The 25932-nt window shown below is 37.0% G+C and carries 18 protein-coding genes; 4 read left to right on the top strand and 14 right to left on the bottom strand.

Annotated elements, in window-relative coordinates; all coding sequences use genetic code 11:
- Window positions 1-2: 2 nt before the first annotated feature.
- From AAA923_RS09990 to AAA923_RS09980, 3 genes are all read right to left on the bottom strand, one after another.
- On the bottom strand, window positions 3-824 hold the full coding sequence (locus AAA923_RS09990) for an aldo/keto reductase (RefSeq protein WP_338216784.1): 822 nt from the start codon (window positions 822-824) through the stop codon (window positions 3-5).
- Window positions 825-981: 157 nt separating this feature from the next.
- Window positions 982-3078 (bottom strand): AAA family ATPase, encoded by a 2097-nt coding sequence (locus tag AAA923_RS09985; RefSeq protein ID WP_338216782.1) that lies wholly within the window; start codon window positions 3076-3078, stop codon window positions 982-984.
- 12 nt (window positions 3079-3090) lie between these two features.
- A complete protein-coding gene (locus tag AAA923_RS09980) occupies window positions 3091-3312 on the bottom strand; it encodes a hypothetical protein (protein WP_041499243.1) in 222 nt (73 codons plus the stop codon).
- A 323-nt stretch (window positions 3313-3635) separates the two neighbouring features.
- Here AAA923_RS09980 and AAA923_RS09975 point away from each other — a divergent pair, with 323 nt between their 5' ends.
- The 4 genes from AAA923_RS09975 (at window position 3636) to scrK (ending at window position 9320) form a co-directional block, all read left to right on the top strand.
- The gene (locus AAA923_RS09975; protein WP_338216780.1) at window positions 3636-5354 is read left to right on the top strand and encodes a DUF6792 domain-containing protein; all 1719 of its coding nucleotides are present in this window, start codon (window positions 3636-3638) and stop codon (window positions 5352-5354) included.
- A 747-nt stretch (window positions 5355-6101) separates the two neighbouring features.
- Window positions 6102-7499, top strand: coding sequence for a branched-chain amino acid transport system II carrier protein (gene brnQ / locus AAA923_RS09970; protein WP_338216778.1), 1398 nt, complete (start codon window positions 6102-6104; stop codon window positions 7497-7499).
- A 1-nt stretch (window position 7500) separates the two neighbouring features.
- Window positions 7501-7992, top strand: coding sequence for a GNAT family N-acetyltransferase (locus AAA923_RS09965; protein ID WP_338216777.1), 492 nt, complete (start codon window positions 7501-7503; stop codon window positions 7990-7992).
- A gap of 455 nt (window positions 7993-8447) precedes the next feature.
- A complete protein-coding gene (scrK, locus tag AAA923_RS09960) occupies window positions 8448-9320 on the top strand; it encodes a fructokinase ScrK (RefSeq protein WP_338216776.1) in 873 nt (290 codons plus the stop codon).
- Window positions 9321-9628: 308 nt separating this feature from the next.
- Here scrK and AAA923_RS09955 read toward each other — a convergent pair whose 3' ends face one another.
- The 11 genes from AAA923_RS09955 to AAA923_RS09905 form a co-directional block, all read right to left on the bottom strand.
- The gene (locus AAA923_RS09955) at window positions 9629-10498 is read right to left on the bottom strand and encodes an ROK family protein (protein ID WP_338216774.1); all 870 of its coding nucleotides are present in this window, start codon (window positions 10496-10498) and stop codon (window positions 9629-9631) included.
- Window position 10499: 1 nt separating this feature from the next.
- Entirely contained in the window at window positions 10500-11885 is a 1386-nt protein-coding gene (locus AAA923_RS09950; RefSeq protein ID WP_338216773.1) for a glycoside hydrolase family 1 protein, read from the bottom strand.
- A gap of 12 nt (window positions 11886-11897) precedes the next feature.
- The gene (locus AAA923_RS09945) at window positions 11898-13367 is read right to left on the bottom strand and encodes a response regulator transcription factor (protein ID WP_338216771.1); all 1470 of its coding nucleotides are present in this window, start codon (window positions 13365-13367) and stop codon (window positions 11898-11900) included.
- Between the two features lie 3 nt (window positions 13368-13370).
- Window positions 13371-15071, bottom strand: a complete 1701-nt coding sequence (locus tag AAA923_RS09940; protein WP_338216769.1) for a sensor histidine kinase — start codon at window positions 15069-15071, stop codon at window positions 13371-13373.
- A gap of 14 nt (window positions 15072-15085) precedes the next feature.
- Window positions 15086-15688: a DUF624 domain-containing protein gene (locus AAA923_RS09935; protein WP_338216767.1), complete on the bottom strand. Its 603-nt coding sequence runs from the start codon at window positions 15686-15688 to the stop codon at window positions 15086-15088.
- Window positions 15689-16326: 638 nt separating this feature from the next.
- The gene (locus AAA923_RS09930; protein WP_338216765.1) at window positions 16327-17781 is read right to left on the bottom strand and encodes an ABC transporter substrate-binding protein; all 1455 of its coding nucleotides are present in this window, start codon (window positions 17779-17781) and stop codon (window positions 16327-16329) included.
- A gap of 33 nt (window positions 17782-17814) precedes the next feature.
- Complete coding sequence (locus tag AAA923_RS09925; RefSeq protein WP_338216802.1) at window positions 17815-18741, bottom strand: carbohydrate ABC transporter permease; 927 nt, start codon at window positions 18739-18741, stop codon at window positions 17815-17817.
- Between the two features lie 18 nt (window positions 18742-18759).
- Window positions 18760-19734, bottom strand: coding sequence for an ABC transporter permease (locus AAA923_RS09920; RefSeq protein WP_338216763.1), 975 nt, complete (start codon window positions 19732-19734; stop codon window positions 18760-18762).
- A gap of 535 nt (window positions 19735-20269) precedes the next feature.
- On the bottom strand, window positions 20270-23008 hold the full coding sequence (locus AAA923_RS09915) for an endo-beta-N-acetylglucosaminidase (protein WP_338216761.1): 2739 nt from the start codon (window positions 23006-23008) through the stop codon (window positions 20270-20272).
- Between the two features lie 268 nt (window positions 23009-23276).
- Window positions 23277-24134, bottom strand: coding sequence for a helix-turn-helix domain-containing protein (locus tag AAA923_RS09910; protein WP_338216759.1), 858 nt, complete (start codon window positions 24132-24134; stop codon window positions 23277-23279).
- A 288-nt stretch (window positions 24135-24422) separates the two neighbouring features.
- Window positions 24423-25532 carry an ABC transporter ATP-binding protein gene (locus tag AAA923_RS09905; RefSeq protein ID WP_338216757.1) on the bottom strand — a complete coding sequence of 370 codons (1110 nt, stop codon included), beginning with the start codon at window positions 25530-25532 and terminating at the stop codon, window positions 24423-24425.
- Between the last annotated feature and the right edge of the window lie 400 nt (window positions 25533-25932).

Below are 25932 nucleotides of genomic sequence, written 5' to 3'. Positions count from 1 at the left end.
TATTAATAAGCTGTTTCTCGCATTGAAACTGGCCAATCTTTAATAGAACGGTGTTTATCAAACTTCTTCAAGCCTTCTAATTCTGCGTCAGTAAGTTTGAAATTAAATATATCCAAATTTGACTTCAAATGTGCTTCATTATTAGACTTTGGAATCACGACAATCTTCTGTTGAGTCATGGCACGCAACAATATCTGGGCTCCGGAAACATTGTATTTTTTAGCAAGTTCAGTAATTTCTGGTAATTGAATCATTTCTTTAGCATATTCTTCGCCAAAAGGTGCCCAAGCTTCATGAACAATTTCATGTTCAGCTAAATAAGGAGCAATCTTACTTTGTTGCCAATATAAATGAGTTTCGATTTGATCAATTACTGGTTTAACATCACTAGATTTTAGAATTGCATCAATTTGGTTAGGATTAAAATTACTCAAACCAATTGCACGAATTTTTCCAGCATTATAAGCATCAGCCATAGCACGGTATGTTTCAAGACTATTGCCCATTGGCCAGTGAATAATCATTAAATCAATATAATCCATTTGAAGTTTCCTTAACGAATTATTTATACCTTCTGCCGTTTCATCATAGCCGTCAGTCTGAGCTTTGGTTGTAATGAATAAGTCTTCTCGAGAAATATCACTCTTCTTAACTGCTTCTCCAACGCCCTCTTCGTTGCCATAAACTTGAGCTGTATCAATACTGCGATAGCCAGTTTTAAGTGCTCTAGTCACACTTTCCTCAGTCATTGCAGGTGGCGTTTGGAATGTACCAAAACCAATTACTGGCATTTTTACACCGTTATTAAAAATTACATTTTCCATTTATAAAATTCCTCTTTTTTCATTTGAATTATCAATAGTTGTAAGTGTACTCGAATATATCTTTGATTCAAAATACTTATTTCAAATCATTAATTATGCATTTTATGTATGGATAATTCAAAAAAATCCCTGATAACTTAATATCAGGGATTTTTTACTATGCATTTGTGACGGCTGACTTTTCAGAAATCTTAATGGTTCCTTCAACTAAATCGGCTTTCAAATCTTTAGCGTCAATATGATCGAGATAGAATTCAGCAACTTTATCTCTAATCTGTTGTTCAATGACACGACGTAATGGTCTTGCACCCATGGCTTCATCGTAGCCTTCATCGATCAACCATTCCTTAGCTTCTGGCGTTACTTCCAAAGTAATACCTTTCTTTGCCAAGTTGCGGTTGACGTCGTTTAACATCAATTCAACGATTTGGTTCAAATCATCTTTAGATAGATGTGTAAATTCAACGATACCATTGAATCTGTTTAGAAATTCTGGAGTAAAGTATGGTGCCAATTTATCCATTAATTTCTCATCTTTGTTGCCATGACCAAATCCAGCATTAGATGTAGCGATGATGATTGTATTTTTGAAGTCAACTACGTTACCTTGACCATCTGTCAAACGTCCATCATCCATTACTTGTAGCAATAAGGTCAAAACTTGAGGATTAGCCTTTTCAATTTCATCAAGTAAAACGATGGAGTATGGATTACGACGAACTTTTTCTGTCAAAGTATTGCCGTTATCTTCGTAGCCGACGTAACCAGCTGAAGTACCGATCAACTTAGAAACAGCGGTTAAATCAGAATATTCACTCATATCCAAACGGATAATTGAATCCTTGGAACCAAACATATCCTGAGCCAACTGCTTTACTAATTCAGTCTTACCAACACCAGTTGGACCAACGAATAGGAAACTACCAATTGGACGGTTACCTTCGTCAAAGCCAGCCCGATTACGACGAATAGCTCTGACAACCATGTCGACCGCTTCATCTTGACCAATAACCTTATCTTTCAAACGTTTGCCCATCGTCTTGAGTCTTTCGATATCACTAGCACCCATTTGTGAAACGGGAACGCCAGTTAATCTTTGGACTGACTCAGCAATATCATTGATTGTGGCCACTGGTTCATCTGTTGCAGTATCATCTTTATTCAATTTGGCCTGAATATCTTCAATCTTTTGTTTCAAACTAGCAGCTTTTTCGTAATCTTCTTTAGCTGCCGCAGCGTCCTTATCTTTCTCAGCTTGCTTCAATTCCTTTTCCAAACTAACTTTATCAGTTACAGGATTCTTGGCTGCTAAGTGAGCGGCTGTCATATCGATCAAGTCGATTGCCTTATCAGGTAATGATCTTTGAGGAATATATTGAACAGAATAATCAACCGCTGCTTTCAAAACATCGTCAGGTAATTTTACGTGATGGTGTTCTTCGTATGCCTTACGCAAACCTTGTAAGATTGCTACTGTTGATTCTTTGCTAGGTTCATTGATTGTTACATCGTTGAATCTTCTAGCCAAAGCAGCATCTTTCATAATTGTATTACGGTACTCATCTTGAGTCGTCGCACCGATAACTGAAATCTCACCACGACTCAACGCAGGTTTGATAATATCGGCTAAACCTTTACTACCAGAGTCTGATCCAGATGATCCAGCACCGATAATTTGATGAATTTCATCGAAGAATAATACCACGTTGCCTGCTTTTTTGACTTCTTTCAGTAAGTTCTGAATATTTTCTTCAAAGGAACCACGATACTGTGTTCCGGCTTCAAGAGCTGATAAATCAATGGAAATAATCTGCTTGTCTTTAATTGCTTCAGGTACATTGCCTTTGACAATTGCTTGGGCTAAACCTTCAACAACCGCAGTCTTACCAACACCAGCATCACCTACTAGGATAGGATTGTTCTTCGTTCTCCGGCTCAAAACTTCTGCCGTTTCTTGAATCTCTTTATCACGGCCAATAACCGGATCAAGTAAGCCATCTTTAGCCTCTTGGGTTAAATTACGTCCGAGTTTCTCTAACATTGTGCCATTCTTTTGTTTAGGACTATCGCTGACTGGAATATTTTGACCAGCTGCTCTAGCCTCTTGATATTTTGCTAATTCTTCAGGAGTCAATTCGTGCCCATTCACATAATACTTAGCTTGTGAATCACCGTTTTGTTGACTCATTAATCTTCTAAAAATTTCGTCCATATTGTTGTTAAATGGATCTTCATCCCAAAATGATCTTGCCATATAAAGACCTCCTCACTTTAGATAATGCAACTCCAATTCACGCAGAACTCTCCACATTTCGATATCCTGCGCTTTGGCAATTGCCTCTATATCGCGCAAATTTATTGATGTGGCGGAAGATTGTTTTTTGTTGAAAGATTTATGCAGAGTCGTATAACCATACCCGCTTTTCTTTGCTATTACATATATTGTTAATCCGTTATCTTCTAAGTATGATTTAATATCTATTCGCATCTTTCTCCAACCTCCACATCTATAGTATAGCACAAATGTGATATAGTACAAGTGTGAAATACCACATTTGTGACATAATTAAGAAATGGTTCTGAATTACTTATATAAAGGCAATTTGTTAAAATGAAAATGATAATACAATTAATAATTCATCATATTTAAAAAAAGCAACATTCTGAGTTGCTCACAGACTCTAAAAAAGGATGATTAAGGAAAAGCGTTGCTATAATAGCGTTTACAGTGTGTTAAATACTGCCTAATTTCGTACAATTAAGATGATGACATTATTTTAGTAACATTTAACCAAATTGAGAGGTGATCACATGAGGGAACTATTAACCAACCTAAACCGTTTAAACCATATTTATGATCAACTCGACCTATTAAACTTTCGAGCTCATAAAAATTTTCCACTAACTTTTAATAAAAAAGACAGCAAACAGTTGCTGCCACAAAATAAGCGTCTTTACTTTAGTTACGCCTATTTGAACAAAGAAAAAACACGTTTAACCAATCTGGTTTTAAACCAAGTAATTGATCTACGTGTCCCCCAATTTTTAAAAGATTCAACTATTCACCCTCAGCTGATTGATAAGGCTTTGCGTTTGAAAAACCTTGATCAACTTCATCACGAAAATAATTTTTCAGTACCTTCACGTAACCGAAAAATTAATAAATTAAAACAACTTATTGCCATGATTGAGGATGAACAGATTAATCCGTGTCGGGGTTACTTGAATCAAATTTATGTCATTTTATTGCTGAATAATTTGATGCCATTAGAAATTCGTTCTGAGCCATATCAAGCTGGCGAATTGCTTCATAACGCTGACTTTCGAACTAAATTACTACAATTCGATTATGACCGTTATCTTTATCAAGAATTTCGTCCTGAGAATTATCTCAAGTTCTTAATTTACAGTCTCGTTCACCGCTTGCCCGATTACATTCGTTCCTATGATGTCCGTGACATTATCCCTGAAGCAGCTGAATGTGGGTTCTCAAGTATTGCTTATGAAATTGTTATCGACGGTGTCAAAGAATGTTATGTCACCTTCAAGGGTACTGAGGCTAATGTCGATCAGACAATTAAATCAAGAAGTAAGCGATTTGAAAAATCTATTCTTGAAAATTATAACGATTGGGATTACAACGTTAACTCAATTTTAATTGGTAGTACTAAAGAAGACCGTCAACTCCTTGTTGCACGTGACTTTATTCGTTACTTGCACAGTCAAATTGCATCCCAATCACTGATTTATGGAATTGGTCATTCTTTGGGTGGTCATTTTGTTCAAACTTTACAATTGATGGATAATTCTTTTGATGCCGGATATACGTTAAATTCTGCACCAATCAATTTGAAGTTAATTCGAAATATCAAACCAGATTTATTTACGACTGAAACCTGGGAAAAACTTCTACAACTAACTGACGATACAGATGGAACAAAGTTTATTACTCCTGCCTTAAATGACGAGATAAAAAAACTTTTGCCAGCAGATTACTCAGAAATTATCAACGAATGCTTTGAGCAAGATATGACACAAGTCTTCTATGAGCTGCCTTTCACTATTTGGATTGGTCAGAAGTGGGAATACAATCTCAGTAACTGGAAGTATCCTTTCAAGAATCATCCCCGTGCTTATTTATCTAGTGGTGAAATTCACGCTTATCAAAAATTCTTTGAGGAATTATTTGCTTATTTATCAAGTTCCGACAACAGTCGTCAAGTCGTCCGCAATAGTTTAGGATTCATCGGTGCTAGGACTAAAATTCTACGTGAAACTATCGGTGAACAAAAAACTGCCAAGTATTTCTTTGATTATTCCAATTATCTTTATCAGTCCGGATTATTCACTGATCAACCACAAAAAGTTGGAAAAAAATTTATTGAACAAAATAATTCTCTCTTCCGTGGTTCGTTACGCGAGTGGCCTTTCTTAAAGAGTCTAAACCCTGATATGTTCAGTCTGGCAACCTATTTCCACGTTATCGATGGTGCCAAACATTTCTTGAATCGCACGCCTCATAAATTATAAAAATTATAATTTTATTAAAAAAACACTTGATATTCAAATTTTAGGTGACTATAATACAAACCAACAAAACGTTGAAGAAAAAAGTAGAAATCTCAAGTACGCTTAGTGAGTCATGTTTAGTGCAAAGTGACCGTCGCGAGAATTTCGAAAATCATTTCTGAGTTCGATGCCGATATGTAGGTTATCGTGGTTGCCACCATTATTTGGCTAGCGGATATCATTTAATTACTGTCCGTTAATAAAGTGAGTATTCTTAGAATACCCAAAAAAGGTGGTACCGTTCTATTTGAGCCCTTTTCCTTAGCTGGAAGAGGGCTTTTTTTGTACCAAAATTAGTAAACTCAAAACGTTATTTGTATAAAGTTTGAAAGATGAAAACTTGTTATAACAGTTAATCCAACATTCTAAATTTCAATTTATTTAAAATAATCCCAAATTTTCATGAGATTAAAAATAAATTAGTTGGAAGAGCTGAGAGTATTCATCAGCAGCGAAAGTGGCGTTATTGCTTTAGCAATTACACCACCGGGCGTGTTGGAGCCTTACCGGTCTCAACCGAGATTCGAGACCGCCCTTTGGCTCGAACCGTACCGCGCAGCAGATGAATACTCTCAGCTATGGAAATGGCATACTTCAATAAACTTTCAGTCTTTAATCTAAAAAAAGAGGTGGTAAAAATGGATTCTGACATTAGTGGCATTAAGGGCCCAACACAGATTAGAAACAACATTTTTAGGAGGATGTATTATGAAAGACGATTTAGATTTAACAGGAGAAAAAAACAATAAAAAGAAAGTTTTACATTTACTCGTAGTCAGTTCCTTAATTTTTGGAATGTTCTTCGGCTCAGGTAACTTAATTTTCCCAGTTCACTTGGGACAATTAGCTGGTAACAATTGGTTCTCAGCTGCATTTGGATTCGCAATTTCCGGTTCCCTCTTTCCATTACTAGCAATCATGGCTGTTGTCGTAACCAAGAGTGATGGTTTATATGATCTCGCTCGTCCAGTCGGCAAATTCTACGCTGCCTTGTTCCTAGTTTTGGTCCACCTCACAATCGGACCACTGTTTGGTACACCACGTACCGCTGCAACAGCTTTTCAAATGGCCGTTCAACCATTTCTACCAGCAAAATTTGACACCGTCGGGATGTTATTATTCACTGCCGCTTTCTTCGGTCTTGCATATACTTTGACTGTTCATCAAAGTCAATTATTGAAATACGTTGGGAAATATCTCAACACTATCTTTTTGGTATTATTAGCTGTCGTATTCGTCGTTGCATTCTTACATCCAATGGGTGGTTTGAATCACATGCCAACCCAAGCTTATCAAACAAACTCAACTGTCAGTGGTTTGCTTGAAGGTTACAACACAGTTGATGCTGTTGCCTTACTAGCCTTGAGTGTTACTTTTGTTCACGCCGTTAAAGGCCTTGGTTACAAAGATCGTGAATTATCCGTTTTAACCGCTAAAGCAGGTTCATTAAGTATCGCCGTTGAAGTTTTAGTTTACTTTGGATTAGTTTTATTAGGTGCTTTCAGTTTGAGCAAATTGACCCTTTCAGCTAACGGTGGTGTCGCACTTTCACAAATCGTTGGTCACTACTTTGGCCGATTCGGTGCCGCATTCCTAGGCGTTTTAGTTACCTTAGGAGTTTTCACAACTGCTATGGGATTAGTTGCTTCATTCTCACAGGATTTCCACAAATTATTTCCTAAAGTTAGTTACTTAGCATGGTTGAGAACAACAACCACCTTGTCATTCGTTGTTGCCAATGCTGGATTAAACAACATCATCGCTTGGTCATTGCCAGTCTTGATGCTACTTTACCCACTATCACTTGCTTTGATCCTTGTTTCATTGACTGTTCACGCTAAACCATATGCCGGAGTCGTTTACAAAATGACAATTGCCTTTACTGTATTGCCAGCTGTCTTCGATATGTTGAATGCCTCACCCGCTGCCGTTACAAGTGTTAACTTTGTCAAAACAATCTTAGCTGCTTATCACCAATATGTTCCTCTAGCTAGCTTGGGACTTGGCTGGGTCGTACCTACATTTGCCGGATTCTTCTTAGGACTATTGTTAGGTAAACTTGGAGTCTTTGCTAGTGCCAATGAAGCTGTCGAAAGTCATGATTAATATGGACTGTCAAATAGCTAAGACTGACTCACAGACTGATTTTGACAGCATCCGTCGAGTTTATTATCAAACTTGGACTTACTCATACGTTGGCCTCGTGCCCCAAGCATTGTTGGACAATATCAATTTGAAATCCACTTGGCATCCGGAAACAAGAATCAACAACACTTTGGTCGCATTAACTAAAGATCAACAAATCGTCGGCGTCTGTACTTATGGACCCGCTAGAAGAAAGAAATACAGTGGCTTCGGGGAAATATATTCATTATATGTATTGCCACAGTTTCAACATCAAGGTATCGGACAAAAACTTTTCCAAGCAGCTCTCGATACCCTGCAGAAAAAATTTAACGAAATTTATTTAATTGTATTGAAGAATAATTTAACTTCACGTGCGTTTTACGAAATGTTTGGTTTCGAAGCTAGTGATGATTTCATTGCTGATCAGACCGAATATGGTATGTTGCATGAAGTGGTTTATATTAAAAGTTAATTACCAGAGTCGAGAATATTTGCCGGTCCACATAGCGATAAATATTCTCGGCTTTTTTTAATCTCCAAAATTAATTTTTAGTGCAATTTATTTAAACGGAGTAATCAGCTTAATCATTTAATTTTCCGTACTAAATATAAAATAAATTAGTTGGAATGGATGAAAATATTCACCAGCTGTGGGTGTGGCGTTATGGCTTTAGCCATTACACCACCGAGCGTGTTTGGAGACTTATCGGTCTTTGGTAAGGCTTCAAACCGAGGTTCGAGACCGCACTCTGGCTCGGACCGGTCCGCATAGCAGGTGAATATTTTCATCCATGGAGACGTTAAAATTTATATACATTGCCTAATTTATGGGTTATTTTTTGTACACATCGAAATTGAAGCTCTGCCCTTTTGATAGTAATCTTTAATTATGAAAACGATTACTTTTAAAATTAAGGAGCGATGACTGTGTTAGTAGGAAGTATAGAAGCTGGTGGAACAAAGTTTGTTTGCGCAATTGGAGACGAAGACTATCGAATCAAAGATATCATCCAATTCCCAACAACAACCCCAGGAGAAACGATTCAAAAGGCAATCGATTACTTCAATAAATTTGACATTGAAGCTTTGAGTATTGCATCATTTGGTCCCATTGAATTACGAAAGAACTCACCTAAATATGGCTACATCACCTCGACACCCAAGCCCAATTGGCATGACACTGACTTTTTAGGCGAAATGAAAAAAGCCTTCAAGATTCCCATGTTTTGGACAACCGATGTTAATGGTTCAGCTTACGGTGAATATGTTATGTCGACCCTAGCCAACGAAAAAATTAATTCACTAACGTATTACACAATTGGTACTGGCGTTGGTGCTGGTGCCATTTCCGATGGAAAATTTGTTGGTGACCTCGGACATCCCGAAATGGGCCACACATTCTTACGCCGTCATCCAGATGACTTAGAATTCAAAGGTATCTGCCCTTATCACGAGGACTGTTTAGAAGGATTGGTTGCCGGACCAACGTTTGACGCACGACTTGGTATCAAAGGTAAGGATGTTCCACTAACAGATCACACCTGGGATATAATGGCATATTACGTTGCTCAAGCAGCCATACAAGCAACATTGATTTTACGTCCAGATAAAATCGTCTTTGGCGGTGGCGTTGTCAGTGAAGCGTTCCTAGTAAAAGTTCGCCAACAGTTCAAAGAATTACTAAATGGCTATGTTCAAGTTCCAGATTTAGAAAAATATATTCAAATGCCAGCTGTTAAAAATAATGGTTCAGCAACATTAGGTAATTTTGCCTTAGCAATCAAAGAACTACAAAAATAAAATTCTCACAATAAAAAGAACGTTCCAACATACATTTCATAATGTACGTTTGGAACGTTCTTTTTGGTTATACATTTACACTTTTTAATCTGAACACCAGTGTATATATCAAATACACTAGCCAGAGGTCGTCAGTAATATAGTCCAGCAGTGAAAGTGGCGTTAAGGCTTTTAGCCTTTACACCACAGGACGACTTTTGAAATTCGCGAACCTTGCGAAGTTCAAAATCGAGGGTCGAGACCGCATTATGGCTCGAGCCGGTCCCACAGCAGGACTATATTACTGACGACCGGAGGCGGAACCCAAACTAATCTTTATTGAAAAAGTTATAAGCTGATCCTATCAAGTTAGCATCGTTATGATATTCAGCTGCCATCAAAGTTGGAACAATCTTAATATCGTCAACATCTTTAACTAAATTCTTTATTTCATCATCTAACTTTTGAATAAAGCCATTGTTAGCCGACACACCGCCACCAATAATCACAGCCTCCGGATCAACCACAAACTGCAAATTATAAATTGCCCGTGCCAAATTTTGATAAATATCATCGGTATATCGTTGTGCTACCGGATCGCCTTGTTCAGCTAATTCCAAAACTTCCTGACCGGTAAATTTATGACTGGAATCAGCACTATAACGTTCAGCCATATGCACTACTGTGCCACGTAAACTGAGCCGTTCATTCTTATCATCAAGAATCATCCCAAATTCACCGCCCAACAGATGCTTGCCATGAATAATTTGACGATTCAACACAACTGCCCCACCGATACCTGTTCCGATAATAATGAAGATAACATCACTCATATCAGAAGCAGCACCAACAGAAACTTCGGCTAATGCAGCACAGTTAGCATCATTTTCCATCGTCACCGTTAAATTTAAGATGTTTTCTAACTCTGCTTGAATCGGAAAATTGTGTATATAAGGTAAGGCGCTAATGCCGCCAATGACACCAGTCTTTTGATCGACCGCACCTGGAATACTGAAACCTACGCCATCCACTTTTTCATCGGCAAACTTTGCCACAATTGATTGAATAGCATCGTAAAAGCCAGCTAAATCCTTAGGAGTTGCGACTTTTCCTTTGGCAGACAACAACTGTTCAGTTTCATTCCAAAGTCCATATTTGATACTTGTGCCACCTACATCGATTGATATTATTTGCTCCATGTCACTTCTCCAGTTCAAAGCCATTATTTTTTGTTAACTCTTTAAACCACAAACCACTCTTTTTAACTGTTCGCTTATAATTGTCATCTAAATCAACACTGTAAAATCCATAACGATTGCGGTAGCCGTTGAGCCATGACCAACAGTCGATATAAGTCCACATGTGATAGCCAAAACAGTTACTGCCCGCTTCGATTCCACGGTGTAATTGTTCCAAATGTTCTTTGATAAAATCAATTCGATACTGATCGTCAATCATCCCTGAATCATCTTTGAAACGTGCTTCATCAGCGACACCCATACCATTCTCACTCACATACCAGGGAATATTGTGATACTTATCCTTCATCATCATCGCAATATCAAATAAAGCACGAGGATAAATTTCCCAACCACGATATGGATTGATTTCCTTATCGGGCCAATCATATGGTTCATACAAATCTTCAGGCATTTCTGCAGGAACCTTAGGATTAGTTGGAGCTTGGACACGCCTTGGTTGGTAATAATTGATACCGACAAAATCAACTGTATTGAGTTTAATTAGATCAACGTCTTCTGCCTCAGTTCTTGGCAACAAGTCATTTTCTCTAAATAGTTCAATCAATTCTTCAGGTATCTTCCCCAATACCGCTGGATCCAGAAAGCTCTGCGTATTGATTAAATCTGATGACTTCTTAGCCTTCAAATCAGCGGGTTCGTCACTACGACTGTATGCTGGTAAAACATTCAAAATAATACCAATACGACCATTAATTCCACTGCTACGAAATTCTTTTACAGCCATAACATGTGCCATCAAAGTATGATACCCCACTTGCACGGCACGTTTCATATCGACAACTTCTGGGTAATGAAATTTGTACAAATAACCACATTCAACGTGCACCATTGGTTCATTAAAAGTTGTCCATTCAGTTATCAGATCACCAAACTGTTCAAAAGCTTTTTTCGCATAAAATCCAAAGGCATCAACCGATTCGCGACTTTCCCAACCACCTTTTTCCATCAACCACCAAGGCATGTCAAAGTGGAAAAGATTGATGATTGGTTTAATACCGTTATCGATCATCTCTTGAAAATATGCACGATAAAACTCAACAGCTTCTTGATTCAAATGCTGTCCATCCGGCAACAAACGTGCCCATGAAATCGACGTCCGGTATGAATTGAGACCAATTTTTTTCATATTGGCAACATCTTCACGGTACATTTCATATGTATTGGAAGTATTACTTGGACCCTGATTATCGTTAAACTTTTCAGGACTCATTTCAAACCATTTATCCCAAGTTGTGGCGGATTTACCGTTCATCAAGCTATGTCCTTCAGTTTGTGGAGCAGAGGCAGCAGCCCCCCAGAGGAATTCTTTGGGAAATTTCAGCATAATATTTTTCCTTTAAATGTATTTTTTTCGATACTCTTTTGGTGACAATCCACAGATAGATTTGAAATTACGGTAAAAATAAGCTGTTGTTGTGTAGCCAACATTATCCGCAATTTCAGCGATACTTTGGTTAGTATTTCGCAACGATTCTTGTGCCTGTTGAATTCGATACTCATTGAGATACTTCGAGAAACTCATTTTAACTTCTTTTTTAAACAATTGACCTAAGTAATCTGGATTCAAATGCAACTCATCCGAAACTAATTTCAGACTCAAATCATCATTGAAATCCTGATGAATTAACGCCATGACCCGTTTAATATTCTCAGAATATTTTTGATCATCAACCTTTTGCGACAATTGTTTGATTACTTCCGAAGAAATATCTACGAGACTTTGTAAATCGTCCGCACTGTTGATTCTAATTACATATTCTTGATATGTCTGTTCATCGAAATTAACTTTGACATTCAATTCCGAATAGACTAAAAAGGCAATTTGACGGACATACGATGGACTGGCTCCACGACTAGTTAGGTCACTGAAGATAGCTTTCAACTCATCCATTAATTGTTCATACTCACCCAATGCAATGGCTTGCTTAATTTTCACTAATGAAATCTTGGGTAATGTAGCTTGCTTTAGCCAGTCGACACGCAGGTTATTATTGCTAAATTTATTACTTTTTTCATAAAACTTATATATTTTCGAAAGACGAGCGGCCTGTTCATAACTTTGACTAATATTTTGCCAATCATAAACTGTTTCTCCAACGGTAATGAATGACTTACCCGTAATATAGCCTTTGTCCTCCAACTCGCGAACAAATTTTAGTAGCAGACCTCTACCACCAACAAAGCCGATAAATAAATGATGATTTTGTTCAAAGCTCAATACCTGACCATATTGTTGACATAATTGCTCAACTTTTGAAAAATCATCCAGACGATTACAGGCAATTACGGTCATGCCACTTTTTATAATATCCGGCGTAATCCGTAATTGATGGAATAGTGAACTAATTTCGGACCGATCAATATCATTTTCAAACAGTCGTTGCATTTGTGCATTCAGTGAGACGACTGAAGCCTTTTGAATGGCAGTTTGTGAGTCCAAAATATTTTTCACTTTTGCCAAAGATGCCACTAATGCCTTCGGGTCAATCGGTTTCAAAATATAATCAATTGCTCCCAGCTGTAAACCTGTCCTGACATAATCAAACTCTTGATAACCAGAGAGAATCATAAATTCGAATTTCTTGCCCTCATCTTGAGCCATTTTAACCAAATCTAAACCGCTGATTCTTGGCATATTAACGTCAGTTATTATCAAGTCAATATCGTTATCCTCTAAAAACTCCAAAGCTTGTTTTGAGTTACGTGCTGCCTTAACAATCTCAAAACCGTAATCAGACCAGTTAATGATTTTCTCTAATCCTTTTAAAATCATATATTCATCGTCAACAATCATAACTGAGTACATATTTTACCCCTCCAAAAATATCTGCATCGTTACTGTGACCCCACCGAAATCGTTGTTCATAACTTTCATTTCAAAATCATTTCCAAACGCACCAGTCATTCTGGCTTTAACATTCATCAAACCAATTGATATATCACCTTTAACTAGATTATCACCTTGAGCTGACAACTTATTGTTAAGTTTATCCAACTGATCGGATGTCATCGGTGTCCCATTATCAGAAACTGAAATGAGCACGGTATTGGCTTCTCTACGAGCTTTAATATGGATGGCATTATCGAAACGTTCCAAATCAATACCATGTTTGAAATAATTTTCAACCAACGGCTGAACGATGAATTTAGGCACATTTAAGTCCTTCAAATCATCAGCCAAATTAAATTGATAGCCCAATTGATCTGGAAAACGCATTTGATAAAGATAAATATACTTTTCCGCAAACTCAAACTCTTTCTCCAAGGTGACCGTACTTTCTTGACTGATATTATTCCTCAATAAACTGGCAAAATTAAACACCACATCAGCCAACTCCGTCTGTCCTTCATTGATTGCGTACATCCGGATGTACTCGAGAGTATTATATAAGAAATGTGGATTTATCTGTGATTGTAAAGCCTTCATATTGGCATCTTTTTGCGCTAATTCCAATTGATATATCTGCAAAACATATTGGTCAATGGCATCCAACATATCGTTGATTCCGGTAGCTAATGTATTCAGCTCCCCCTCCTCACTAGGGACAGGGATTCTAGTCTTCAAATCACCACTGGAAACTTTTTCCATCGCTTTGGTCATTGATTCCAAATGTAAGGTGTAGTTATGGAAAACATATTTCAACGTCCACCACAAGAAAAAGTCAACGATAACTGCCAACAAAATGAAGAACAAAATAGTCTTCAGAATTCGGCGATAGACAATGTACTTGGGGACTAAAGCAACAATGTCATCTTGATTCTCAGCCTTTTGCGTCTTGATAAAATATTGATTTTCTAGAGAATGAATCAGACTCTTACCTTGTTTGGGATTATTGATCAAACTCTTTTTCGCTATCGGTATAAGTTTGGAATGATAACTATACCTAATTCGGCCAACACTCGTGACAACAAATAGTTGCATCCCAGAACTATTGTGTGCTTGGTTCAACGAAGTATTTAAAGTATGCGGACTGAAATTAACAATCACTGAACCATATGGTTGATACGTTGAATCACTAATTAATGACGTTCCATAATACAATCCGTTAGATACCATTTTCTTAGCAGCTATCTTACTGCCACTGAGATTACGAGGATTCATACTAATTGACTCTGCTTCTTGATTCAACGATAAAGTCACCTTGGTAGCCTTACTATTTCTCAAAAAATCAGCCACCTGGTTAGGCAAATAATAAAAATAACTGCTACTCGATTGATTCTGACTATAATCCAGATAATCTTCCGGATCCATCCGAAAAAATGCCTCCAAATTAGCAACTCGATCCTGACTTTGATTAATATTTTTTGTTAAATTATCCGCCTGATTTTGTTGCGACTCGACAATTGAAGTACTGCGATTGATGCCCTCACTCAATGTCTGATCCTTATCAACATAAATATCCGCAATTTTAAAAGCAGACATCAAAACCGCAAATAAGGTAATGGTGATTACCATTACCTTAATGTAAAACGTCATTAATTTTTGAAGATTGTAATGATTATCAATCATATTTATAACCTCAATTAATTCAACTCGTCCAAATGCTTAATCCAGTTTTGACCGATAAATTGTGTATAAATTACTATCAGACTGACTGTTGCGAAAAGAATCAATCCGAGGAATTTATAAGTAATTCCTAAAATAACTATCAAACCAAGCAACTGTTTCAAGTTGTCGAAGAAATTGAAGAAATAATGTGCACAGGCCAACTTGAAACTGTTGATAACATTGATATCAAAACCAGCTTTAATATTCAATGTGTAAGCATAAATACAGATGATAGCTAATAGCACAATTGCGATAATGAAATCGATTACAATAAATAGCAAACCGGGCACTTGAACTGATAAGAACAAACTATAACTTAGTATAAATGCTACCGCGAAAAATGAGTAGAATAACCTATTCCCAAGCGCAAAATTCTTTTTAAACAGCGTCCACGCCTGTTTCCAAGTCATTTGACCATAGTCATATCCATTATCAAAAAACAGTTCATTGATAACCATCAAACTTGGTCCAACGCCTAGGACAAGCCCTCCGGCAAAACTTAACGCCCAGAACAATAGATTTAATTTAATGATCGTATACGCTTTAATAAACAATTGTTGAACCGCTTGGGAAAACATATCTCTACCTCTTTTTCTTTTTAAATATGCCGCTTCCGGTTGTCAGAAATATAGTCTGCTGTGAGGACCGGTTCGAGTCAAAGTTCGGTCTCGAACCTCGATTTTGAACTTCGCAAAGTACGCGAATTTCAAAACTCGTCCTGTGGTGTAATTGCTAAAGCAATAACGCCACCTTCACTGCTGACCATATTTCTGACAACCTCCTGCTAGGGTTATTTCTGATTCTAATCTAACTTCTAAACAGGCAATATTACTTAAGTCACAAATTAATTAGTCTCATCTGAAATCTTTAAATTGAACGTTAAATATTATTTTTAAACCATCGTCAAATTTCAATTTATTAAGAATAATGCTCATTCATTGATACAAATTAGTCGGAAGAGCTGAGAGTATTCACATGCTGTGGGTGTGGCGTTATGGCTTTAGCCATTACACCACCGGGCGAGTTTGGAGACTTTTCGATCTGTGGAAAGGCTTCAAACCGAGGTTCGAGACCGCCTTTCGGCTCGGACCGGTCCGCATAGCATAGTGAATACTCTCATCTCTGTAGACGGACCTCAATTATATAAAAAGAGAGGTTGAGACGTCGTCTCAGCCTCTCTTTATTATTTTTTTATTTGAATTAGGGGAGTTTTAAACTATTTTTGGTCCTTTAGAAAGGCATCATATTGTGATTGCATTTCCTTTTGTACCTTGTCATATCCAGCTTTCTTCAATTCTTTGTTCATCTTAGGAATTGTTGTTTCTGGATCTGATGTACCAGTTTGTAGACCGGCTAGATACTTGTTCATAACATTTGAAATGTTTGTCAATTCAGTCTTAACGTTCTTTGTCTTGAATTGGAAACCAAGGATTGGAGATGTGATGGCATCCTTTGTATCTTGGATACGTGTTTGAATCATTTCATCAGTTATATTCTTTGTTGGAGTAATCTTGTTGTTATCACCTGTTTGCCATGGTGCTGAATGGTAACCTTCTTTGTAGCCCTTAAGTAGTTCAACACGTTTATCGTCTTCAACATACTTCCAAGCTTCACCTTTTTCACCATAAACCAAACCATTTAGTACTTCAGGATCACTGTTCATAACGCCAAGAACTTTAACTGCTTTTTCTTTATTGTCAGAGTTGTTACTTACAACATAGTTGTACATTTGTGCTTGAGCTGTTGACTTGATTGCAGGACTAATTGATCTTGAAACAATTTCTTGTCCGGCAGTTTGTGATAATTGGTGGTCACCGTAATCGAAAGGTCCTTGTGTTTCTTGTCTAGCGAACCATGTGTCACCACTCAATGGACGATCTGTGTTGTCAGTTGCTGCATCTTTTGCAATGTAGCCCTTCTTGTAGTATTCGTGGAATTTCTTCAATGTTGCCACGTAAGCTGGATCATCATAGGGGTTAATGATTTTCTTACCGTTATCAACCGCATTAACTGCAAATGGATAGTTTTGATCGATTGCAAAATCAAGATTTGAACCAATACGTAAATTAGGACCAGTTGAGAATGTTAAAACTTTCTTGTTTTGAGAATGGAATTGGTTAAATGCATCTTCCAAATCATCGTAAGACTTGATGTTATCAACATTAATATTATATTTGTCTAAGTATTTTTTATTAAATGAGATAACTTGTGTTGAGTAGATGTTTGAATTGATAGGCATTGCGTAAAGTTTGCCATCAATCTTGTTACCTTTGATATAAGCTGGATCTAAATCATCATAAGCTGACTTAGCGTACTTAGGTAGCATTGATGTTAAATCAGTATAAGCACCCTTTTGAGCATTAACAGCGTAGTTATCAGCTTTGGCAATATCGTACTTTTCACCAGATGAAACGATAACTGACATCTTTTGCTTGTAATCACCCCAGCCAATATATTGAATCTTCAACTTAGCCCCGGCTTTTTTCTCAAGAATCTTATTCGTGTTGGCAATCAACTTATCATAATTCTTTGGTTTATCACCAATTTGATACATTAACAATGTTGGTGTGCCATTGTCACTGGCTGATTTCTTTGATCCACAAGCTGTTAATCCTACAGCTGTGACAGCTAAAAGTGACAATCCTACGACACGTTTAACCCATTTTTTCATTTCGTATCCCCCGATACTGAATTTTTATAAAAGTTATTCTTTAACACCACCGATGGTTAGACCACGGACGAAGTATTTTTGGAAGAATGGATAGCTGACTGCAATTGGTAATGTAGCAATAACAACCATGGCCATTCTTGTTGCTTCCTTTGGAATTGCTAGTAAACTGCCACCGAATTGTGAACCCATACCAGAACTTGCCGAAAGCATTTCGATATTTGCTTGAATCTTCATCAATAAGTATTGCAATGGAATCAAGTTATCGCTTTGGATATATAGCAAGGCGTTAAACCAATCATTCCAATAACCTAAGGCGGCAAACAAACTAATTGTTGCGATACCAGGTACTGCCAGTGGAATAACGATTTGCGTAAAGATTCTCAACTCACTGGCACCATCGATACGGGCTGATTCGATAATTGATTCAGAAACTTGTCGTTTAAAGAACGTCCGCATAACAATGATATTGAATGGGCTGACAGCCATTGGCAAGATCAAAGCCCAAAGTGTATCTTTTAAGTGCAAGAAGTTAGTCACAACGATATAGTTAGCAACCATACCAGGTGAGAACAACATCGTGATCAAACAGAAAACCGTGAAGAACCGACGATATTTAAAAGTGTTTCTTGAAATTGCATAGGCATATGTTGATGTGAATGTTGAGTTAATTAATGTACCAACAACCGTAACCAAGATAGAAATCCAGAGTGATCTAAGTAATTCTCCACCCATCGTAGCAAGATATCTATATCCTGCAAAGCTCCAAACTTTCGGCCAAAGTCTGTAGCCATATGTTGCTAAAGCATTTTCATCTGTTAATGAAATTACTACAACGAAGAACAATGGAACTAAACATGATATAGAGAATATCGCCACGATTATGTTGAAGAATAAATCAGCACCTCTATTGAAGGAGTGAACTGAAACGCTATCTATTTTCTTTTTCTTCTTTTTGTTAATCAATTTCAATTCTCCTTCCTAGAATAGTGCTGAATCGCCATCAAGTTTTCTAACAAGTGCATTGGTTGAAACTAAGAGGACACATCCAACAACTGATTGATAAAGACTGGCTGCACTGGACATACCAATATCACCGGTAGATGTTAATCCGTTAAAGATATATGTATCAAGAACTGAAGTTACATTGTATAAGGCACCTGAGTTCTGTGGGACTTGATAGAACAAACCAAAGTCGGCACGGAAGATATTACCTACTGCTAAGATTGTCATCAAAGTCATAAGTGGTACTAGTTGTGGAATTGTAATGTTCTTAATTTGTTGCCACTTATTGGCACCATCAACTGTAGCTGCTTCATAGTACGTTGGATCAATTCCCATAACAGTCGCAAAGTACAAAATACTGTTATAACCGATACCTTTCCACGTTCCAATGAATAGTAAGATAAATGGCCAATATTTAGGTTCTGCATACCAATTAATATCAGTGTGCATCATCATGTTTAGCAAACCTTTATCTGGGTTTAAGAATGCCATTACGAAGTATCCGATGATAACCCATGATAAGAAGTAAGGTAAAAGCATTGATGTTTGGTAAACTTTGACCAATCTCTTATGTCTTAATTCACTCATAACGATGGCGAAGAATACTGAGATAACCAAGTTTAAGGAAATAAATCCTAAGTTATACAAGATTGTATTCTTAGTGATCAACCAGGCAGCATCTGAGGTGAACAGGAATTTGAAGTTTTCAAAACCTACCCACTTACTCTGCATTAAACTGGCTAAAAATCCATCTGGTGAAAAATGGAACTCCTTGAATGCTACTACGTTAGCAAAAACAGGAATATAAAAGAAGAAGATCATCCAAATGGCACCTGGTAAAGCAAATAGTAGAAATGGTCCATTGTGGAATATATTGTAGAAGAAACCTTCCTTTTTGCGTTTAGGTTGTGCAATTGGTTTTGGTCCTTCTGGATTTACGTCATTCTCCATTCTCTTTTTCCTCCTCCCCTCTTAATTAACTTACAAGCAAAATTATAGCGCTTACATAATGGTCAAAATAAGTTACAAATTCTATATTTGTTATACAAATTCTAGGAAAAGTATAAAAAGACTTTTGAAATGATATATCAAATATGCCGTCTCCAGAGCTGGGAAATATTCTCAAGCTGTGCGGAACGGCACGAGCCAAAAAGCGGTCTCGAACCTCGGTTTGAAGCCTTGACAAAGCTCGTCAAGTCTCCAAACACGTCCGGTGGTATAAGTACGGGAGATTCCTCCCGTGCTTATACCACTACCACGGCACACAAATATTTCCCAGCTCTTCCGACTAATTAATCGTTATTAGTTGAATGTAAAAATATTTAAGCAATTTTAAACTATGAAATACTTGTAGTAGGTTATCGACTAGTACCATATGTATAACATAATTATTAATGAACTCTAAACACAAAAACGTCCAAACCCACCTCGAGTCATTGTAGGTTTGGACGTTTATTTTAAATAAATTTAATTGAACCAGGAAAACTTAAACTCCGGTCTGATCAACACCCATAATTTTGAATCCATAGATTCTGGCTGTATTGCCTGATTGTTCTGCTTTGTGAATAAACAGTTTCACATAACGACCTTCTGTTTTTGAAATCGCATCTTTACTAATGTCTAATGTATTATTTCTATGTTCAACAACAGTCGTCCAATTTTGCTTGTCATTACTTACTAAAATATCGTAATCTTTCGTATTCCAAGCACTATCTTCGCCACCTGTTGCTGCATTGTAAAGTTCAAATCCTGTGATTGTCTTTGTATTGCCGAGATCAACTATCATAAATGGATTTTCGTGCGAATTATCACACCACTTTGTTGTCAAATCGTCATCGATTGCATGTGAATAGTCTTCATTCTCATTGGTGAACCCTGAACCTTCGGTTGCACTAACGCCTTCTAATTTCGTCAAATCTTGAACACTATATCCCGCTGATTCATCGTAAACTGTGATGTAATCGGCTTTTTTAACTTCTGTCATTCCAGCCGCATTGGTTACTTTACAATTAACAGAATACTGGCCGGCTTTAGCAAATTTAACTGTAATTTCTTTGTCTGTTTGAGAAACTACTTCTGCACCTGGTATTTCCCATTCGACACTTTCAGTTGATGGGGATACTTTGGCGTTTAAAGTAACTTCTTCACCTGCTTTCACAAATGTTGAAGTGGAGCTAAATGTTGCTTCTGGCTTTTCTAAAGTGTTAAAAGTATAGCTGGTTTTGGCTGATTTATAAGAATATTCATTATTGTAAATATCCTTTGGTGTGACGATATATTCAGTTACACCTTCAACCCGTTTTTCATTCATGATTGTAAAAGCATTATTTGAAGTTGTTCCAGCTAACGTTGTGTGACCATTTGGTTTGCGTTGATAAATATTGTAGCCAGCAGTGTCATCGGTAGCTTTGTCCCACTGCAAACGAATATTTTCTGTCATATCATCTGTAACTGTCTTACCTTGAACTTTCAAACCAGTTACATTATTTATTCTTTGGAACTGACCATTGCTAAATGTCATTGAACCGATATTGATTTGGTTTTCACCAGTTGATCCATAAATATTTAAACCAATCGACTTAATTGTTTTGCCAGCCAATTTGGACAAACTAAATCCGTATTCGTGCCAACCATTGATATTATCGTATTTATTGGCATCCAAAGTGATCTTCTTATCATTTTCATCGGTCAAAACTAATTCCAGATTTTTTTCACCTTTAACAACGATATTGGCTGATTCATTACCAATCGCTTTTACATCAGAAGCATACAACTTGATATAACTGGCCGCATTATTCTTCATATTACCGGATAGTTCAACTGATGATCCGCCATTGAACACATTTTTGTAACTGAATTTGGCTGAAAGGTCATTGCCTTTAGCATTATCAAGAATCCAACGATATGTCGGTAAAATATCTTGAATACTCCGGTTGTTATATGCACCGGAAGTCATCAACTGGCCATTCTTGTAGTAGTTATCGCCATTACCAACGTTAAAATTCGTTACAAATGGGAACTGTGTTACAGGTGTTTTTTCAACTACATATTTAGAAATACCTTGCCATTTTTGAGACTGATCCACTTTTCTTGGATCATTATTGGCATTAGTCCACAGCTTTTGTTCGTTTTCCCAATACTTGTCGACGTCGTAATTAGCACCATCGCGCAAGGTCCAATCGGGACAATATAAACCAATTGAAGTTTTTAATTTACCGCTTTCATCCAGTAACATTTCAAGATTGCGAGAACTGTTGATTCCATTAGCTTGAAGGTCGATACCGGCAAAGAGATCGTAAGGATTTCTACCTAATTTAAAAGCCTCTTTATTAGATGAACTTAACTTGTCCTTAGTCCAACGGAAATCAATAAACATCTTATCTGCGATGCTCTTATCGCCTTGCTGGAAAAATGAACTATTTTCATCGTTCAACGCACCCTGCCATGTCACATCCCCAGAAGGCAACATTGCATCATACCAAATAACTTGTTGATTAGATTTCTTATGTGCATTTAAATAAACCATCATATCGCGCAAATCGTGAGCTGTTTGTTCATCGACATCAGTTTCTTCATTGATAAACCAACCGTCAAAGCCATAATAATCAGCCATTTCAATCAATTTATCAGCGACAATGAATTTTCCATTGGCATCTTTTTGAACAAATTGCTTCACCCATTCAGTCTTACCGCCATAAACAGAAGGTGGGAAAAAGACTGTTCCAACCACTGGCACACCATTTCTGTGAGCGGCATCGGTCAAATCACCACTTGGCGGCACGATAATTCCCTCACCGGACGAACCTGCCCAAGCAACCAAAGTATCCACGTATTGCCAATTAGTGAAGTTATAAACTGCCTTATTACTGTCACCTTGCGATGGCGTACCAGCAGTATGACGATTAGTAATCGCAATAGACAAAACTTTGGCATCTGGATTTTGGTAGTCATTAACTTTCTGACCTTGTGAACGCTTAGCCAATTTCACATTTGAAACATTATAACTTGCGTCCGGATCCGTTTGCGGACTCCATTTCAATAACCCCTCAGGAAATAGTGCTGTTGCTTCCGGATTCTTTTCAAAATCATTGATATCTTGTGATGTCGAAACTGCTTCAGTTCCTACAGCAGCATGTGCAACTTGGTAATTTAAATGGCTCGAACAAAGCAGTGTTACCGAAGCCATACCAACTGCAGCAGCTAATATAAATCCCTTTTTAGACATAAACCAGACCCCTCTACGTTTTTATGTAAGTGTTTTCAAGAGAAAGCTTAGCAAGATATTTTTTAAAAATCTTCTATCTTCTAACTGAAATATTTGGACACTTTAAACTAGATTTACTGGTTTCAGGATTTGCCGTCTCCAGAGCTGAGAGCGGGGGTGCACCCGCTCTCAGCTCTTCCGACTCATTAATTTTCTTTTACATTCTTACTGAGAATATACAAAAAAGACTGCAACATTTCGTCACAGTTCTCATTTATATAAAATTCAATTACTTCAACAACAAGAAACATAAAACCAAATCGTCTCGGTCTTTTAAATCAAATCCTGTTTGTTCGTAAAATTTTTCAATTCGATATAATAACGTATTTCTATGTAAGAACAACATTTTTGAAGTCTTTGCTAGATTAGAATCACAACGATACAATGCATCGATCATTTGGGTTGTTTTATGATCAATCTCAATCTTATCGCGTAAGCTTTTAAATAAATCGGTATTCTTTAGATTTTGTTCAACTAGAAAATCAAGGATTACGGTCGAAAGATTATTAACTCGATCTCTCATTTCTATTGATTTTTTAAACAAGCGTCTTTCACTCTCAAAAATGTTGGGCAACTTCTCATCAACTGGCCAAAACTGCCCGATATACAAATTGCTCTTAGTATAAAAATCTGAATCGAGTAATTGCACCATTTGTTGAATGCTCTCTTTGTCCATGCAACTGGTTGTTTCCGTTTCAATTAATATTCCTGAATTATTGCTGATCAAAAAACAATCGACTACATCATCAAAAGTATCTTTAAATACTTTTAACCATTCAATCGAGTTTTGTTTGGTTTCATTCTTTTGGATTTCAAATTGAATGATTCTAACATTTTTATTTATTGTGGGAATGTCATCGGATTTGCCTGTCAAAAAATGCCACCAATTATTCTGAACGGCTTTGGAGGAATCCTCTTGACTCATCAGCGACAGCAAAAATTTTTCTGGTTCGGTTAGATTACGCTTATCAACGTTGATCCACTGACCCGCAATCAGACAATTAAAACTAGTTGCATTCGAAACTGGTTCGACAGTTAACTTTGCACTCGGATAAAGTTTTAGAAATCTTGCTACACTTCCCACCATAATATTTGCCACCATTCACATTTTATATATTTTGAAAAACTATTGTTGTGATATTTTCTTAACAGGTAAAATTGTAACGCTTACATAAATGACAAATTAAGTGACAAATTCTAGTTTTATTGTCTAAATTCGAGATTGTACTTCAAAAACACCAATCAAATTATTTGGTTGGTGTTTTTGATTAAATTATTCCGTCTCCAGAGCTGATCAGTAATAATTGAATGTAAAATTATTCAAATATACTTATATTCAAGCAATTTTAGACTATGAAATATTGGCATTAGGTTATTATCTGATGGCTTCTTCTGTCTTGTCATCAAAGAAATGGGCTTTATTCAAATCAAAAGTTAAGTCTACTGTATCGCCTGGTTTGTGATAATCACGAGCATCAACGATAGCAACAAATTCAGTCCCGTCAATTTTTGAGTAAAGCATTGATGTTGCGCCTAATAATTCAGATACGACAACTTCACATTTAACAGATGATTCTGGCCATGTTTCTTCAAAAGCACCTTCAGCGTGAATATCTTCTGGACGAAGTCCTAAAGTAACGCGTTTGCCATTGTAGCCTTTCTCATTAAGAACTTTGGCACGTCCTTCGGGAACCTTCAATGATAGTCCTTGCCCATCTTTAATAATTCCATCTTTATATTCAACTTCGAAGAAATTCATTGCTGGTGATCCGATAAAACCGGCAACAAATTTGTTCTTAGGTGTTGCATAAACTTCATGCGGTGTTCCGATTTGTTGAACCTCACCCATTGACATAACAACAATTCGGTCAGCCATTGTCATAGCTTCGGTTTGATCATGGGTAACATAAATTGTTGTTGTGTTAAGTCTTTGATGCAAACGAGCAATTTCAGCACGCATGTTAACACGCAATTTAGCATCCAAGTTAGATAATGGTTCATCCATTAGGAAAATTGGAGCGTCACGAACGATGGCTCTACCTAAAGCAACACGTTGTCTTTGACCACCAGATAAGGCTGCTGGCTTTCTGTCAAGATATTCTTCCAAACCTAAAACTTCAGCAGCGTATTTAACTTTTTCTTCAATCTTATCTTTTTCGTATTTACGCAACTTCAAACCAAAGGCCATGTTATTAAATACGGTCATATGTGGGTACAAAGCATAATTTTGGAAAACCATGGCAATATCGCGATCTTTAGGTGCTGTATCATTTTCATACTTACCGTCGATGATCAATTCACCTTTAGAAATATCTTCCAAACCAGCAATCATACGAAGAGTTGTTGACTTACCACAACCTGATGGTCCAACGAAGACGATAAATTCCTTATCTTTGATATGTAAGTCAAAATCTGAAACTGCATAAGCATCTTCTTCAGAGTTAGCGTATTTCTTATAAATGTGATTTAAATCAATTTCTACCATAATTAGAACCTCTCACGATTATTTATTTATATTATGTTTGTCTTTAATTGATATACCCATTTTATTTGAAAAACGCTTACATTAAAAATACAAAACAACTAAAATCTTTTGGTATTTTTGTGCACTATTACTAAAAGTGCCGTCTCCGGAGCAGAGAGGTATGATTTCGCCTGCTATGCGGACCGATTCGAGCCAAGGTCTCGAATCTCGGTTTGAAGCCTTACCAAAAACCGGTAAGTCTCCAAACTCGCCCGGTGGTGTAACGGCTAAAGCCGTAACGCCACACCCACAGCGGGTGAATCCTACCTCTCTGCTCCTCCGACTAATTGAAATTTTTAATTCATATAGACTTATCAATATACAAATAAATAGACTATAAACCATACCTTTACGGCGTCAT

Source organism: Companilactobacillus muriivasis, from assembly GCF_036246245.1.
GTDB lineage: Bacteria > Bacillota > Bacilli > Lactobacillales > Lactobacillaceae > Companilactobacillus > Companilactobacillus muriivasis.
Note: the sequence above shows the minus strand (reverse complement) of the source record. Positions and strands in the feature narration are given on the sequence as shown.

Bases quoted from the DNA above. Each gene is read 5' to 3' on its own strand.
- AAA923_RS09945 (WP_338216771.1), bottom strand. From the start codon at position 13,367: ATGTACTCAGTTATGATTGTTGACGATGAATATATGATTTTAAAAGGA.
- AAA923_RS09955 (WP_338216774.1), bottom strand. From the start codon at position 10,498: ATGGAGCAAATAATATCAATCGATGTAGGTGGCACAAGTATCAAATAT.
- AAA923_RS09935 (WP_338216767.1), bottom strand. From the start codon at position 15,688: ATGTTTTCCCAAGCGGTTCAACAATTGTTTATTAAAGCGTATACGATC.
- AAA923_RS09910 (WP_338216759.1), bottom strand. From the start codon at position 24,134: ATGGTGGGAAGTGTAGCAAGATTTCTAAAACTTTATCCGAGTGCAAAG.
- AAA923_RS09920 (WP_338216763.1), bottom strand. From the start codon at position 19,734: ATGGAGAATGACGTAAATCCAGAAGGACCAAAACCAATTGCACAACCT.
- AAA923_RS09905 (WP_338216757.1), bottom strand. From the start codon at position 25,532: ATGGTAGAAATTGATTTAAATCACATTTATAAGAAATACGCTAACTCT.
- AAA923_RS09930 (WP_338216765.1), bottom strand. From the start codon at position 17,781: ATGAAAAAATGGGTTAAACGTGTCGTAGGATTGTCACTTTTAGCTGTC.
- AAA923_RS09965 (WP_338216777.1), top strand. From the start codon at position 7,501: ATGGACTGTCAAATAGCTAAGACTGACTCACAGACTGATTTTGACAGC.
- AAA923_RS09985 (WP_338216782.1), bottom strand. From the start codon at position 3,078: ATGGCAAGATCATTTTGGGATGAAGATCCATTTAACAACAATATGGAC.
- AAA923_RS09975 (WP_338216780.1), top strand. From the start codon at position 3,636: ATGAGGGAACTATTAACCAACCTAAACCGTTTAAACCATATTTATGAT.
- AAA923_RS09950 (WP_338216773.1), bottom strand. From the start codon at position 11,885: ATGCTGAAATTTCCCAAAGAATTCCTCTGGGGGGCTGCTGCCTCTGCT.
- AAA923_RS09915 (WP_338216761.1), bottom strand. From the start codon at position 23,008: ATGTCTAAAAAGGGATTTATATTAGCTGCTGCAGTTGGTATGGCTTCG.
- AAA923_RS09990 (WP_338216784.1), bottom strand. From the start codon at position 824: ATGGAAAATGTAATTTTTAATAACGGTGTAAAAATGCCAGTAATTGGT.
- brnQ (WP_338216778.1), top strand. From the start codon at position 6,102: ATGAAAGACGATTTAGATTTAACAGGAGAAAAAAACAATAAAAAGAAA.
- AAA923_RS09980 (WP_041499243.1), bottom strand. From the start codon at position 3,312: ATGCGAATAGATATTAAATCATACTTAGAAGATAACGGATTAACAATA.
- AAA923_RS09940 (WP_338216769.1), bottom strand. From the start codon at position 15,071: ATGATTGATAATCATTACAATCTTCAAAAATTAATGACGTTTTACATT.